At 60.8% G+C, this 14,143-nt stretch carries 17 protein-coding genes and 1 pseudogene; 6 read left to right on the plus strand and 12 right to left on the minus strand.

The window, feature by feature from the left end; all coding sequences use genetic code 11:
- The first annotated feature begins 6 nt into the window (after window positions 1-6).
- Both MOV63_RS24690 and MOV63_RS24695 read left to right on the plus strand, forming a co-directional pair.
- Window positions 7-1,206 (plus strand): low temperature requirement protein A, encoded by a 1,200-nt coding sequence (locus tag MOV63_RS24690; RefSeq protein ID WP_247037861.1) that lies wholly within the window; start codon window positions 7-9, stop codon window positions 1,204-1,206.
- A 54-nt stretch (window positions 1,207-1,260) separates the two neighbouring features.
- A complete protein-coding gene (locus MOV63_RS24695) occupies window positions 1,261-1,836 on the plus strand; it encodes a hypothetical protein (RefSeq protein WP_247037863.1) in 576 nt (191 codons plus the stop codon).
- An 8-nt stretch (window positions 1,837-1,844) separates the two neighbouring features.
- Here MOV63_RS24695 and MOV63_RS24700 read toward each other — a convergent pair whose 3' ends face one another.
- The 7 genes from MOV63_RS24700 to MOV63_RS24730 all read right to left on the minus strand — a co-directional run bounded on the left by MOV63_RS24700 (window position 1,845) and on the right by MOV63_RS24730 (window position 8,141).
- The gene (locus tag MOV63_RS24700; protein WP_038544671.1) at window positions 1,845-2,273 is read right to left on the minus strand and encodes a L,D-transpeptidase; all 429 of its coding nucleotides are present in this window, start codon (window positions 2,271-2,273) and stop codon (window positions 1,845-1,847) included.
- A 222-nt stretch (window positions 2,274-2,495) separates the two neighbouring features.
- Window positions 2,496-2,888: a RidA family protein gene (locus MOV63_RS24705; RefSeq protein WP_247037865.1), complete on the minus strand. Its 393-nt coding sequence runs from the start codon at window positions 2,886-2,888 to the stop codon at window positions 2,496-2,498.
- A complete protein-coding gene (locus MOV63_RS24710; protein ID WP_247037867.1) occupies window positions 2,878-4,305 on the minus strand; it encodes an aldehyde dehydrogenase family protein in 1,428 nt (475 codons plus the stop codon). Before MOV63_RS24710 ends, MOV63_RS24705 begins: the two co-directional genes overlap by 11 nt.
- A gap of 286 nt (window positions 4,306-4,591) precedes the next feature.
- A complete protein-coding gene (locus MOV63_RS24715; RefSeq protein ID WP_247037869.1) occupies window positions 4,592-6,133 on the minus strand; it encodes a DHA2 family efflux MFS transporter permease subunit in 1,542 nt (513 codons plus the stop codon).
- Window positions 6,134-6,139: 6 nt separating this feature from the next.
- The gene (locus MOV63_RS24720) at window positions 6,140-7,297 is read right to left on the minus strand and encodes an HlyD family secretion protein (RefSeq protein WP_247037871.1); all 1,158 of its coding nucleotides are present in this window, start codon (window positions 7,295-7,297) and stop codon (window positions 6,140-6,142) included.
- On the minus strand, window positions 7,290-7,793 hold the full coding sequence (locus MOV63_RS24725; RefSeq protein ID WP_247037873.1) for a MarR family winged helix-turn-helix transcriptional regulator: 504 nt from the start codon (window positions 7,791-7,793) through the stop codon (window positions 7,290-7,292). The genes MOV63_RS24720 and MOV63_RS24725 overlap by 8 nt, the downstream gene beginning before the upstream one ends.
- A gap of 60 nt (window positions 7,794-7,853) precedes the next feature.
- Window positions 7,854-8,141, minus strand: coding sequence for a hypothetical protein (locus MOV63_RS24730; protein ID WP_157885159.1), 288 nt, complete (start codon window positions 8,139-8,141; stop codon window positions 7,854-7,856).
- A 54-nt stretch (window positions 8,142-8,195) separates the two neighbouring features.
- Between MOV63_RS24730 and MOV63_RS24735 the strand changes: the two genes are divergently transcribed.
- Complete coding sequence (locus MOV63_RS24735; RefSeq protein WP_247037875.1) at window positions 8,196-9,113, plus strand: DUF4344 domain-containing metallopeptidase; 918 nt, start codon at window positions 8,196-8,198, stop codon at window positions 9,111-9,113.
- A 67-nt stretch (window positions 9,114-9,180) separates the two neighbouring features.
- Here MOV63_RS24735 and MOV63_RS24740 read toward each other — a convergent pair whose 3' ends face one another.
- From MOV63_RS24740 to galE, 4 genes are all read right to left on the minus strand, one after another.
- Complete coding sequence (locus MOV63_RS24740; protein ID WP_247037877.1) at window positions 9,181-9,795, minus strand: alpha/beta hydrolase; 615 nt, start codon at window positions 9,793-9,795, stop codon at window positions 9,181-9,183.
- 27 nt (window positions 9,796-9,822) lie between these two features.
- Window positions 9,823-10,755 (minus strand): VOC family protein, encoded by a 933-nt coding sequence (locus MOV63_RS24745; protein ID WP_247037879.1) that lies wholly within the window; start codon window positions 10,753-10,755, stop codon window positions 9,823-9,825.
- A 143-nt stretch (window positions 10,756-10,898) separates the two neighbouring features.
- Entirely contained in the window at window positions 10,899-11,591 is a 693-nt protein-coding gene (gene ung / locus MOV63_RS24750) for a uracil-DNA glycosylase (RefSeq protein ID WP_247037881.1), read from the minus strand.
- A gap of 11 nt (window positions 11,592-11,602) precedes the next feature.
- Complete coding sequence (galE, locus tag MOV63_RS24755; protein ID WP_247037883.1) at window positions 11,603-12,592, minus strand: UDP-glucose 4-epimerase GalE; 990 nt, start codon at window positions 12,590-12,592, stop codon at window positions 11,603-11,605.
- Between the two features lie 116 nt (window positions 12,593-12,708).
- On the opposite strand from galE, the gene MOV63_RS24760 reads away from it, so the two are divergent.
- From MOV63_RS24760 to MOV63_RS24770, 3 genes are read left to right on the plus strand one after another with little or no spacing between them, the layout of a single operon-like run.
- Entirely contained in the window at window positions 12,709-13,068 is a 360-nt protein-coding gene (locus tag MOV63_RS24760) for a type II toxin-antitoxin system RelE/ParE family toxin (RefSeq protein WP_247037885.1), read from the plus strand.
- Entirely contained in the window at window positions 13,058-13,381 is a 324-nt protein-coding gene (locus tag MOV63_RS24765) for a DNA-binding transcriptional regulator (protein ID WP_247037887.1), read from the plus strand. Before MOV63_RS24760 ends, MOV63_RS24765 begins: the two co-directional genes overlap by 11 nt.
- 20 nt (window positions 13,382-13,401) lie before the next feature.
- Complete coding sequence (locus MOV63_RS24770) at window positions 13,402-13,758, plus strand: YbaN family protein (RefSeq protein WP_247037889.1); 357 nt, start codon at window positions 13,402-13,404, stop codon at window positions 13,756-13,758.
- Window positions 13,759-13,769: 11 nt separating this feature from the next.
- Here the strand turns inward: MOV63_RS24770 and MOV63_RS24775 are convergent.
- Window positions 13,770-14,143, minus strand: a pseudogene (locus tag MOV63_RS24775) (iron ABC transporter); the annotation flags it as partial.

Below are 14,143 nucleotides of genomic sequence, written 5' to 3' on the forward strand. Positions count from 1 at the left end.
CAGACAATGACCGAGGCTTCACCACTCGCCACTATCCTGCGTCCCTTGCATCCCCGCGATCCGAACGAGCATCGCCGGGTCGCAACCCCGCTCGAACTGCTGTTCGACCTGGTGTCGGTGATCGCGATCGCGTCCGCCGCCGCCGGCCTGCATCACGCGATTGCCGAAAATCATGCCGCGCAGGGGGTGATGACCTTCATCATGGCCTTCTTCGCCATCTGGTGGGCCTGGATGAACTTCACCTGGTTCTCGTCTGCCTATGACAATGACGACGTCGTCTATCGGTTGCTGACCATGGTGCTGATGGGCGGCTCGCTGACGATTGCCGCCGGCATTCCGGCTCTCTTTACCGAGGCACCGGATTTCACGCTGGTGATCTATGGCTACGCCGTCATGCGCATCGCCATGATCATCCTGTGGCTGCGCGCGGCCTATCACGACCCGGGCTGCCGGCCCACTGCGCTCGGTTATGCGATCGGGATCTTCCTCGTCCAGCTTCTCTGGCTGAGCTTCCTCTTTCTGCAGCCCCTCACCTTCGGCGTATCCTATATCCTCTGGGCACTCGCCGTGATTCTTGAACTTGCGGTGCCCGCCGTCGCCGAACGGCTGACCGCCAACACGCCCTGGCATCGCCACCACATCGTCGAACGTTACGGCCTGCTCAACATCATCGTGCTCGGCGAGACGCTGCTTGCCGGTTCGACGGCACTTCGCCAGTTCGCCGGCGAGGTCAACATCATGCTGGTGCATACGGCGCTTTCGGCGCTGGTCATCGTCTTTTCACTCTGGTGGGTCTATTTCGCCCGCGAGGAACAGCTCAACAGCCATCACTTGAGGCGCTCGCTTCTCTGGGGCTACGGTCATTTCTTCATCTTCACCTCGGGCGCCGCGGTCGGTGCCGGCTTTGCGGTGCTCGTCGACATCATCACCCACCATTCCGAAGTCTCCATTCTCGTTGGCGATTATGCGGTGGCGATCCCGGTCGCCATTTATCTGGCGAGCCTGTGGTTCGTGCGCGACCGTTACGTCTGCATCGGCCCGGCGCGTTTCACGCTCGCCGTGTTTGCCGTCCTGACGCTGCTTGCGCCGGCGGTCGGGCTTGGGCTCGAAGGCATTGCAGCCACGACCGCGCTCGGCGTCATCGTGCGAAACCTGTTTGCCGGACGCGCCTATTTAGCGTCACCAACATCTCATCCCGGCCACTAAACTTTTCCTTAAATTTTACCGGTTATTAATCTCTGGAAACCGAGAGATTAAGCGATGCGTATTGCGTTTTTCATCGCCCTCCTGACCGTGTCCCTGTCTGCCTGCGCGTCTGCGCCGAGCCGGGTCACCAATGCCTGCGCGATCTTCGAGCAGCGCGACGGGCTGTTCAACAACTGGGCGCGCGACGCCAAGAAGGCTGAGCGGGAATTCGGCGTGCCCGTGCCGATCCTGATGGCGACGATCTATGTGGAATCGGGCTTCCAGCCCTATGCCCGGCCGCCGCGCACCAAACTGCTCGGCTTCATCCCGTGGACGCGCGCCTCGACGGCCTATGGTTACGCCCAGGCGCTCGACGGCACCTGGCTGACCTACAAGCAGGATACTGGCCGCTGGAGCGCCAGCCGCACCGATTTCGGCGATGCTGTTCATTTCGTCGGCTGGTATCACAACCGCAGCCATCTCAAGAACGGCATTCCGCTTACCGACAGCTACAATCTCTACCTCGCCTACTACACCGGCCAGGCAGGATATGCGCGCGGCGAATTCGGCAACGGGGTCAAGCAGACCGCGCAGAAATCCGCCGGCATGGCTGCCAAATACGAAGCGCAGCTGAGGAACTGCGGCTACTGAGCCGTAACTCAGCGGCTGACGACGATGCGCGTGTTCGACAGGCCGTATTGGCTGGTGAGCGTGAAGAATGTCGCGGCGTTTTCGGGATGCAGGCGGATGCAGCCATGCGAGGCCGGACGGCCGAGCCGCCTTGTCTCGAAGGTGGCGTGCACGGCATAACCGCCGTTATAGAACACCGCAAACGGCATCGGCGCGTTGTCGTATTTGCGCGAACGATGGTTCCTGGACAACGACTTGGCGCCCCAGTTTCCTGTCGGCGTCGAATAACCTGGCCGAGCGGTCGAGACCTTCCATTCGTAAACCACGACGCCGTCACGCTCGACAGTCATAGTCTGCGACGACAGGCTGACGCTGGCAACAAGACCTGCGGAAAAGGCAGCGGGCGCGAGAAATTGCGCAGACAGAAGTGCTAAGGCACCCATTACAATAGGACGCATGGAAAAACCCCCGAATAACCTTGATCAGAACCCCACGGCTCACTGATAGCCCAATCAGCTCAAGGAATATTTAAAGAGTGGCCGCGATTTTTCTGCAAATGAAAAAATCCAGCACTTGGCTTCACAATAGAAACAATCACGTGATCAATAAAAAATAAATCTGTCTCATCCGGCCGTGCTCGGCATGAAAGATATAAAGCCTTTATTTATTTGAAGGCGACGTCAAAACACCTTCGCCGCCGTCACTTCCACTTCCACTAGGAATTCGGCCCGGGTAAAGCCGCCGACGACGATCAGCGTCGAGACTGGTTTCGGGTCGAGCGTATAGCGGTCGCGCACCGCCATATAGGCCGGAAAATCCTCCCGGCTGGTGACGAAGCCGGAAATGCGGATGACGTCCGCATAGGTCATGCCCGCCTCTTCGAGGATGGCGCCGATCGCCTTGAAGCAAAGTTCGGCTTGGCCGGCCACATCCGGCGGGATCCTGTCCTCGGGCGAAATGCCGAGCTGGCCGGAGGTGACCAGCAGGCTTGCGCCCGGCGGCACCAGCAGGCCGTGATTGTAGCCGCCGAACGGCTTGCGGACGGAGGAAGGATTGAAGGTCTTAAACGCCATACCCAACGATACCCTTGATTTCGAGGAAGTCGTGAATGGCCCAATCGGCATATTCGCGGCCGTTGCCGGATTGCTTGAAGCCGCCGAAGGGCGCGAAGAGATCCCATTCGGGATAATTGATGAACACCGAACCGGCGCGTAGACGCGCCGCCACCCGGCGGGCATGAACGAGGTCGCCGGACTGGACATAGGCGGCAAGCCCATAGGGCGTGTCGTTGGCGATCTCGACCGCCTGCTCTTCTGTCTCATAAGGGAGGATCGACAGGACCGGCCCGAAGATCTCCTCTCGCGCGATGGTCATGTCGTTGCTGACGTTTCCGAACACGGTCGGGCGGATATAATAGCCGCGGTTGAGGTTTTCCGGCCGGCCGGGGCCGCCGGTGACCAGCGTCGCACCTTCCGCGATGCCCGCCTCGATCAGCCGCTGTATCTTGTCGAACTGGGTCTGGCTGACCACCGGGCCGAGATCGATGCCGTCGGCGCGCGGATCGCCGGTCTTCAGTTTCTCGGCCGCAGCCTTCGCAATTCGAAGCGCCTCGTCATGGCGTTTGGCCGGCACCAGCATGCGGGTCGGCGCATCGCAGGATTGGCCGGAATTTCCAAAGCAGGTGGTCACGCCGTCCGCCACCGCCTTTTCGAATTCCGCATCGGACAGGATGATGTTGGGGGACTTGCCGCCGAGTTCCTGCGCCACCCGCTTCACCGTATCGGCGGCGGTCTTGGCGACGATCACGCCGGCGCGGGTGGAGCCGGTGAAGGACACCATGTCGACATCCGGATGGCCGGCCATCACTTGGCCCACATCCGGTCCGGTGCCGTTGACGAGGTTGAAGACGCCCTTCGGCGTGCCCGCTGCCTCCATCACTTCTGCAAAGATGATGCCGCTGATCGGCGCGATCTCGGAGGGTTTGAGCACCATGGTGCAGCCGGCGGCGATCGCCGGTGCCATCTTGCAGACGATCTGGTTGAGCGGCCAGTTCCACGGCGTGATCAGCGCGCAAACGCCGATCGGCTCTTTCACGATGGTCGTCGTACCGCGCGTCTCCGTGAATTCGTAGGCTTCGAACGCCTCGATCGTCGCCTTGAGATGCCCCTGCCCGGCAGCGGCCTGCGCGTCCCTCGCAAAGCCGATCGGCGCACCCATTTCCTGGGAAACGGCTTGCGCGATATCCTCGTAGCGCTTTTCGTATTCGACAAGAATCCGACGGAGCAACGCCAGCCGCTCCTCCTTCGACCATTGTGAGAAGGCCGGGAAAGCAGCCTTGGCCGCCGCAACGGCCTTGTCCACATCCGCCTTGGAGCCGAGCGCGATCCGCGTATAGGCCTCTTCGGTGGATGGGTCGATGACATCCAGAGCAACCGGAATGGCCGGCCCCACCCAGACACCGTCGATGAAGAATTTCAGGTGGTTACTCATGGGAGACCTCCGGGCAGCCAGAAACGTGATCGAGCCACTATCGGCCATCGTTATTTGCCTCGCAAGCCCGAAGGAGGCGTTTGCATGTGGAGCTTTGCCCCTCATCCGGCTGCCGCCACCTTCTCCCCGTATGGACGGGGAGAAGAGATATGCCGCACCACCTTGCCCAGCCGAAACCCCGATCCAGAGGGACGGGGATCACGCGGCTTGCGTCCTTCTCCCCGTCAGAACGGGGAGAAGGTGGCGGCAGCCGGATGAGGGGCAATTCCATGCCCCGGAAGGCCGATTATTCCATCGCCACGCTGTGATCCACAGCCGGTGCCTTGGCCGGCTTGCGCAGCACGAACAGCAGCGGCATCACCGCAAGCGACATGATCATCAACAGCTTGAAATCATCCACATAGGCGATGATCGTCGACTGCAGCGTGATGATGCTGTCGAGTGCGCTGGCGCCGGCAACCGTCGTCGGGTCCAGGCCCGCCGCAGCCTTTGCGTGGAAGGCGTGGTTGAACGGCGTCACGTAACTGACAAGATCCGCATGATTGCGCTGGACGTTTTCCACCAGCAGCGCCGAGACGACGGCGATGCCGACGCTGGAGCCGATATTGCGCGACAGATTGTAGAGACCGGTCCCGTCGCCGCGCATATGCGCCGGCAGCGTCGCGAACGCGATCGTCGTCAGCGGCACGAACAGGAAGCCGAGGCCCGCACCCTGGATGAAACCGACATAGACGATCGTCCACTGCGAGACGTCAGGCGTCCAGCCCATCATGTCATACATCGCCCAGGCGGTGATCGCGAGGCCAAGGAAGATCAGGATGCGCGTATCCACCCTGCCGATCAGCCGTCCGACCAGGAACATGCACACCATCGTGCCGAGACCGCGCGGCCCCATGACGATGCCGGCGGTAATCACCGGATAGCCCATCAGCGATTGCAGGTACGGCGTCATCAGCGCGAGTGAGGCGAGATAGGTCACTCCGATCACGAAGATGAAGATCATGCTGACGGTAAAGTTCTGGTCGAGGAAAAGGCGCGGATTGATGAACGACTTTTCTGCCGTGAACGTGTGGACGAGCAGCAGGTAGAAGGCTGCCGCGCAAACCATGGCTTCGACGACGATCTCGCTCGAGGAGAACCAGTCGAGCTGCTGGCCGCGGTCGAGGAAGAGCTGCAGCGACGCGATAGCGAGACTGAGCATGCCGAAGCCGAACCAGTCGAGCTTCGCCTGCGCGTCGATCTTGGTCTCCTTGACGAAGACGCTGATGCCCATGAAGGCCAGGATGCCGATCGGCACGTTGATATAGAACACCCAGCGCCAACTGATATTGTCAGTCAGCCAGCCTCCGATGACCGGACCGAGCACGGGGCCTACCATGACCGAGACGCCGAATAGCGCCATCGCCGACCCGCGCTCCTCGACGGAATAGATGTCGAGCAGGATGCCCTGCGACAGCGGCACGAGCGCTGCGCCGAAAAAGCCCTGCAACAGGCGGAAGCCGACGATCTGCGGCAGCGACTGGGCCAACCCGCAAAGCACGGAGGCGGCGACGAAGCCGAAGATGGCGACGAGCAGCACCCGCTTGCGGCCAAACTTGGCGGCCAGGAAACCGGACGGCGGCGTCATGATTGCCGCGGCGACGATATAGGAGGTCAGCACCCAGTTGATCTGGTCGGCGGAAGCCGAAACGCTGCCCTGGATATAGGGCAGCGCGACGTTGGCGATCGTCGTATCGAGCGCCTGCATGATGACGGCCAGAATGACGCAGGCGGTGATCGCACCACGATTGGCGACCACCGACGCTGCCGATGAACCGACGTTGCTCATGATCGTTTACTCGTGCGCGTAGGCGGTCGACTGGTTGAGGAGCTTCTGGGCGAATTCCGGCAGGCCGCGCTTGTGGCCGGTATCGACATCGACCACCGTGCTCATGCCGGCGCGAAGCGGCGGCTTGCCGGCCGTGTCATCGATCGTCACGCGCATCGGAATGCGCTGCACGACCTTGACCCAGTTGCCGGACGTGTTCTGCGCCGGGAGCAACGCGAAACTGGAGCCGGAGGCGGGGCTGACGCTCGCGACCTTGCCCGTCCACTGGACACCCGGATAGGTATCGACGCTGATCGTCACCGGCTGGCCGGGCTTGATATAGGTAAGCTCGGTTTCCTTCGGATTGGCGGCGATCCACATGTTCCTGGTCGAGACCAGCGAGAAGCCCTGCTGAGCGGCTTCGAGATAGCTGCCGACCTGCAGCGCGTTGACATTGGTGACGATGCCGTCGAACGGCGCCCGCGCGACCGTGTTGTTCAACTGGCGTTGCGCATCGTCGACCGCCGCCTGGGCTTCGAGATAGAGCGGGTTCTGTTCGATGGGTTGGTCGGCATTGCCGCCGAGCTGGGCAAGCGTCGCATCGGCCTGCGCCTTGGCGACCGCCACCTTCTGGTGGGCGGCGTCGAGATTGTGCTTGGCGTCATCCAATGCCGTCTGCGAGGCGGCCGAACCGGAGATCAGCCGTTCCTGACGTTCGACAACGGTCTGGAAATAAGGAATGTCAGCTTCCGCCTGAGCGATCTGGGCGAGCGATTCACGGTAGGAGGCCTGCAGGTTGAGGAGCTGGTTGCGTGCGGCCCCGAGCTTTGCCTTGGCCCCGTCAAGCGCGATGCGGAAACTGTCCGGCTTCAGCGTGAAGAGAACCTGGCCCTGGCTGACCTCCTGGTTCTCATGCACATCGACGGACGCCACGGTGCCGGCGACATCGGTCGTTACGCCGATCATGTCCGCCTGGAGATAGGCGTTGTCGGTCGACAGGATCTGGCCGCCTTCGACGTAATAATAACCGCCGATGACCAGCGCGATTGGCAGCAGCGCGAAGAGCACCGGGCGCTTGAGGTTCCGTCGCTTGCGCGCCCTGCTGTGTTCGGCGGCTGCCGGAGCGGGTGTTTCGAGAACGGTGACGTTGCTGTCTTCGGACGAACGGGCGGTGGTCTCAGTCATGGGAGGACTTCTTTTGAGCTTTGTCGGCCGGCGCGCGGCAGGCCATAACGAGGTTGGATTTCATGTGTTCGAGTATTTCAAAGAGACGGGCGCGGTCGGCGTCCGAAATGTTCTCGAGCGCATCCTGGCGCGTCGCATCTCCAAGTTCGCGGCCGTCGTCGATTAGAGCCCTCGATTTTTCGGTCGTGTAGAGCAATGTGATCCGCCGGTCGGTCTCATGCGGGCGTCGCTCGATGAGGCCGCGTTCCGCAAGGTTGTCGAGCACCCGCATCACCGAGATCGGCGAAATTTCCAGAAGCTCGGCAAGCGCCTTCTGGTGAATGCCTTCGCAGCGGGAGAGATAGACAATCGTCTGCCACTGGGCGCGCGTCAGGCCGATATGCTTCGCGCGCTGCTCGAAGCGCTTTCGAAACAGGCGTGCGACGTCATTAAAAAGAAAGCCGAGAGTCGGGTTGTTGTTTGGCATGGCAAATACTAGTGCGCTGATGATAAGCATGTATATATTCTGAGGTCGATTGACAACCAAGAACCCTGCGACGTTCTGTCGCCGTCGGCATCACAGTTTCGTGCGCGGATCGCCTCGCTGCCTGCTGTAGGGCAAACTTGATTTTCCGGACATGTGGAAGCTTTCGGCGATCTCGCTATAGGCCGGCAAATCAATTGCGGGACGATCCCGCTGCCACATTAGGAGTTCGCTCACCAATGAAAGTGAGGGAATTCTAACAAACCTTAAATGTTCGCGAAGGCTGTCGAAATACATCGGCAACAATACTGCTTCATCCAACCTTAAAAGCTCGGCGTTATAGAATAAATCAGCCTCGCGACGACCGGCAAATCTCCGCATCGCTTGGATCGCGGACGCGACAGATCAACATCGATTTCAGAAAGCACCGGCCCGATGCGACGCAGCCTTCTCCCTCTCGCCCTTATCGGGCTGCTTGCGCTGCCGATGCCCGGCGCTCAGGCGGCAGCACTCACCGACGACCTTCAAGGGCTTTCCAAGCAGCAGGTCGAGGACAGTGTCGAGTTCGCATTCGGCAATGCGCTGTTTTTTCTGTTCCATGAAGCCGGACATATGCTGGTTTCGGAATTCAACCTACCGGTTCTTGGCCGCGAGGAAGATGCCGTCGACACGCTCTCCACGCTGCTCCTGTTGGAAGCGGATGGCGATGTTTTCGATACGGCGCTGACCGACTCCGTCGACGGCTGGACGTTATCCGCCGAGGCCAGCGAGGCGGCTGAAGAGGAGCAGGCCCTGTGGGATGTCCACGCACTCGACCGCCAGCGCGCCTTCAGCATGGTCTGCATGATGGTCGGCAAGGATGCGGAGAAGTTCAAGGAATCAGCCGATAACCTGGAATTTCCGGAGGAGCGCCGCAAGCAGTGCGTCGGCGAATATCAGAAAGCCCGTGACAGCTGGTTCGGTGTCCTGAAACCGCATCAGCAGGCCGACGGACAGAACAACAAGTTCACGATCACCTACAAGAAGCCGAACAACAAGGAGCTCCAGGATTATGCGGACCTGACGAAGACGGCGAAGGTTCTGGATATCCTGGCCGAGCTTCTTTCTGGGCTCTACAAACTCGATGACGGCATCAAGCTGACGGCCGCCGAATGCGGCGAGTCGAATGCTTACTGGTCGCCGAGCGAACGGGAAGTGACCTACTGCTATGAGTTGATGCAATTGCACACGCAAACGGTCGCCAACTATTTCCGCAACGGCGAGAAGAGCAGCGACGACGAAGCGGAGGAGAAGACCTCCGAGACAAAGCCAGCCCCGACAAGAGTATTCGGAACGGCGACTGCCCGCCAATAGAAAACCCGGAATTTGGAATCGAACCGCCCGGCTCTCGATCGAGGAGCCGGGCGTTTTCATTTTGGCGTCAGGCGCCATAGGGTGCGAAGAACTTTTTGGCGGCCTCGATCTCGTTGGGACGGATCTCATGCCCGCCGCCATGCCATTCCAGCGTCACCGTGTCGCCCTGCGTCTTGAAGTAGTCCGCAAGGTCGGTAGTCTGGGCCACGGAGGCGATCGGATCATGCTGGCCGGCGGTGATCAGCACACGGCTCTGAAGCTTGCCCTTGCGGTCCTTTGGCGCGAACGGGATCAGCGGATGCATCAGCACGCCCGCGTCGAACAGGCCGGGCTTCTCGATCATGATATTGGCGAGAATGTTCGCACCGTTCGAAAACCCGAGGCCGAGCACGATCGAGGAACCGTAACGTTCGCGGTTGGCGGCGACGAATTCGCTCATCCGCTCGGTCGCCCGGGCGAGATCCTCGCAATCATAGACACCTTCAGCCTTGCGGCGGAAGAAACGCGCCGCCCCGTGTTCGGAAATGTCGCCGCGTGGCGAGATTACGGTGGCTTCCGGCAGCAACCGGCCGCCGAAATCGAAGAACTGGTTTTCGTCACCGCCTGTGCCGTGAAAAACAAAGAGGATCGGCGCTCCGGATGCACCGGGGCGCGCCCGGTGCACATAACTGTCGTAACTCATGATGGTCTCCTTGGACGCGTCGACTGACTAGGCGTCCAGCGGTTCGAGATGTTGTTCGAGCGTTGCCCGCAGATGTGCGTGCTGTGCGGGCAGCTTCAGGGCTTCGCCGAGATGGGCGGTATCCTCGTCGCGGTCGAAGCCGGGTTCGTTGGTGGCGATTTCGAACAGCACGCCGCCCGGCGTGCGGAAATAGATCGCCCAGAAGTAATCGCGGTCGATGACCGGGGTGACCTGGTAGCCGGTATCCATCAGCGCCTTGCGGACTTCGAGCTGCTTTGCGCGGTTCTCGACCGCAAAGGCGATGTGATGAACCGACCCGGCGCCGAGATTGGCGCGGGCAATGTTCGGCATGGTTTCGATGTCGATGACATCGGCACCATTGCCGCCCGGCATGATCAGACGGGTCACGCCATCCTGGGCGTCGGCTTGGCTGTAGCCCATGAATTTCAGGAGTTCGGCGGTAGCACCTTCATCGCGAAGACGAAGCGAAGCGGAATGAAAGCCGCGGATCGCATGATCTTCGGAAATGCCGTTGCCGATGAATTGCTTGCGGGCATCGTCCTTGACTTCGACGAGCGCGAACCCGTCTCCATCCGGACCGGCGAAATGCAGGCGGTTTTCACCGAAGGCCGTATCGGCCTTGATGCCCTCCGCACCGGCTTTCGTCAGGCGGTCGGTCCAGAAACCGAACGAACCTTCAGGAACCGAGAAGAGTGTCGTTCCGACTTCGCCGGTGCCCTGACGGCCGCGGGCGATATGCGGGAACGGGAAATAGGTCATGACAGAGCCGGGAGAACCGACTTCGTCGCCGTAGTAGAGATGGTAGACATCCGGAGCGTCGAAGTTGACGGTCTTCTTGACACGGCGAAGGCCGAGCGTGTCGGTGAAGAACTTGTTGTTGGTGCCGGCGCTTGCCGCCATCGACGTGACGTGGTGGAGGCCCTTGATCTGGTCTAGCATTTTAAACCCCTTTTCTGCGGACCGCCTGTGCGGCCTGCTGTTCTGGGGTAAAGATGGTGGAAGGACCGGAGATTGGATAGACGCGACCATCCGAACGCATTGTTCACTCTGCGTAGACGACCATTGGTCAATCGTTCACAGAACTAGGCTTGTTCCGGCAGGCGCCAATCGACCGGATCCTTGCCGATCGACTGCAGATAGGCATTCGCCTTGGAAAACGGCCGCGAGCCCAGAAAGCCGTTATGCGCAGAAAGCGGCGACGGATGGGCCGACTTGATCACCAGATGGCGCTGCTGATCGACGAAGGCCGCCTTCTTCTGGGCATAGGAGCCCCACAGGATAAAGACGACACCGTCGCATTCGTCGTTAACCGCCCGGATCACCGCATCCGTGAACCGTTCCCAGCCCTTGCCCTGATGCGAGGCCGCCCTCGCCTCCTCGACCGTCAGAACGCTATTCAGGAGCAGGACACCCTGTTCCGCCCAATGTTCGAGGCATCCGTGCCTGGCCGGCGGAATGCCGAGATCGGTCTCCATCTCCTTGTAGATGTTGACGAGCGACGGCGGGACGCGCACGCCCGGACGAACGCTGAAGCAAAGCCCATGCGCCTGGCCGAAGCCGTGATAGGGATCCTGGCCGAGGATCACCACCTTCACCTCGTCAAGCGGCGTCAGGTCGAGCGCCCGGAAATATTCCGAGCCCTTCGGGAAGATGCGTTTGCCCGCTTCCTTTTCTGAAACCAGGAAGCGGCGCAGCTCGCTCATATAGGGATTGGAAAACTCAGGCCCGAGCGCGTGTTTCCAGCTTTCCTCGAGCTTGACCTCGCCTTCCGCCATGTCTTGGCCCTTCAGATCACATGATGGTTGGAGCGGGAATGCCAGTCCCAGGCCGAACGGATGATATCGTCCAGGCTGTATTTCGGCTCCCAGCCGAGCACCGCCCTCGCCTTGTCGTTATTGGCGACCAGCGAGGTGGAATCACCTTCGCGCCGGCCGGTATATTCCACCGGGAAAGGTTTTCCGGAAACCGCCGAAATCGCCGCCAGCAGTTCCTTCACCGTCGTGCCGGTGCCGGTGCCGAGATTAAGTTCGACCGTTTCGCCACCGGCGAGAAGATAATCGACCGCGCGGACATGCGCGTCGGCCAGATCGAGCACATGGATATAGTCGCGCGCGCAGGTGCCGTCGCGGGTGTCGTAATCGTCGCCGAACACCTTGAAACCCTGGCGGCGGCCAAGCGCCGCCTCGATCGCGAGCGGGATGGCGTGGGTCTCCGGTGTGTGCCACTCGCCGACCCGGCCCTCGAAATCGGCACCGGCCGCATTGAAATAGCGCAGCATGACCGATTTCAGGTCCTTGTAGGTGCCGTAGTCCTTCAGCGCCTGCTCGACGATGAATTTGGTACGCCCGTACGGATTGATCGGCGCCTGTTTGTGGGTCTCGTCCATCGGCACGCGGTCCGGCAGGCCGTAGGTGGCGCAGGTGGAGGAAAACACGAAGGCTTTCACACCCGCATCGATCGCCGCCGACAGCAGCGTCAGCGCGCCGATCACGTTGTTGTCGTAGAAGGCCACCGGGTTCTTGACCGATTCCCCGACCTCTATCAGCGCCGCGAAATGCAAGACGGCGTCCGGCTTGTGTTTGGCAAACACTTCATCGAGCCGGGCGCGGTCACGGATATCGCCCTGTTCCAGTTCACCCCAGCGCACGAATTCCGCATGCCCATTGGAGAGATTGTCGAAGACAACAGGCTGATAACCTCGCTCGGCGAGCACCAGGCACGTATGGGAGCCGATATAGCCAGCCCCGCCGACCACGAGTACTTTTTTCCCTGACATCATTTCCCCTGCGGTTATTGAAGCCGGCGGCACTATAACCGGCGGCGATCGAAAAGCCAGCACTTGACCACAACAAGCCACATTGAAAAATATAGCACCTGGTGCTATATTCAGCTATGCTTGGTCGGGTATTCAAAACGGGATGGTTTGCCAAGGCGGCAAAGAAAGCCCGGATATCGGACCGCGAGCTTTGCAAAGCCATTGCTCAGGTTGCCTCGGGTCAGGCGGATGACCTCGGCGGCGGCGTTTTCAAGAAGCGCCTCAACGACAACCGGCATCGGTCCATCATTCTGGCGAAAGCGGCCGAGTTCTGGGTCTATGCCTATCTGTTCGCCAAACAGGATCAGGCCAATATCGACGATGACGAACTGGCGGCGTTCCGCAAACTGGCCGAACTTTATCGAAAGAAGACGCCCGGTGCTTTCGATGCGGAACTGAAAAGCGGCGCACTGGTGGAGATTTGCAATGGCAACTAACCGGAAATTTAAGAGCGATGCTTTCGAGGCGATCCATAACGCCGTGGAAGGCATGTACGAAGCCGGCACGATCGACAAGGAAACAATGCGGACCTTTGACGAGACCTGCCTTTCGGTACCGGTGGAACTTGGACCTGAGGAGATCAAGGCCTTGCGGGAGGGCAATCACGTCAGCCAGCCGGTCTTTGCCCGTTATCTCAACACCAGCGAATCGACCGTGCAGAAGTGGGAGACCGGCGCCAAGCGCCCCAGTGGGCCCGCGCTGAAACTTCTGGACATCGTGCGCAAACATGGTCTTCAGATGTTGGCCTAATTTTTCATTTAAGAGTTTTCATGCGTCTTCTCTTTCTCGCCCTCGGATGGCTGTTCGTCGCAATCGGCATTGTCGGGGCTTTCCTGCCTGTCCTGCCCACCACTCCGTTTCTGCTGCTGGCAGTCGCCTGTTTTGCCCGCTCCTCGCCGCGGCTGGAGGCATGGTTGCTCGAGCACCCGAAATTCGGGCCTTCGCTGCGCAGTTGGCGGGAAAAGGGTGCGATCGCGCGGAAGGCGAAGGTCGCAGCGATCTCGCTGATGGCGGTGAGTTATGCGGTGTTCTGGTTCGGCACCTCGCCGCCATTGTGGCGGGCGGCGCTGGTGGCCGCGGTCATGCTCGGCTCGGCGACCTTCATCGTCACCCGTCCGGACACCTGACCATCCAATCGTCAGCGGTGTCGCGACTGCGGCAATACGTAGGGGATGTGGGCAGCCGGCAGGCGGCCGACGGCACCGGTTATTCCATAGACGCTGGCGATGATCGCGTCGTTCACCGTTTCCGTGCAGGCGCCTTCCGCCACCACCCGGCCGTGGTTCAGCACCACGAGATGGTCGGCGAACTCGGCAGCCAGGTTGAGGTCGTGCAGGATGGCGAGCACGATGCCGCCCGCATTGGCAAAGTCGCGGGCGATTTCCAGCACCGAGATCTGGTGCCCGAGGTCAAGGCTGGCGGTCGGCTCGTCGAGGAACAGCGACCGCGGCACGCCGTCAGTGATCGGCTGCGGCACCTGCGCAAGGGCGCGCGCGAACTGCACCCGCTGCT

Origin of the sequence: Neorhizobium sp. SHOUNA12A, assembly GCF_023006505.1 — a bacterium.
Classification (GTDB): domain Bacteria; phylum Pseudomonadota; class Alphaproteobacteria; order Rhizobiales; family Rhizobiaceae; genus Neorhizobium.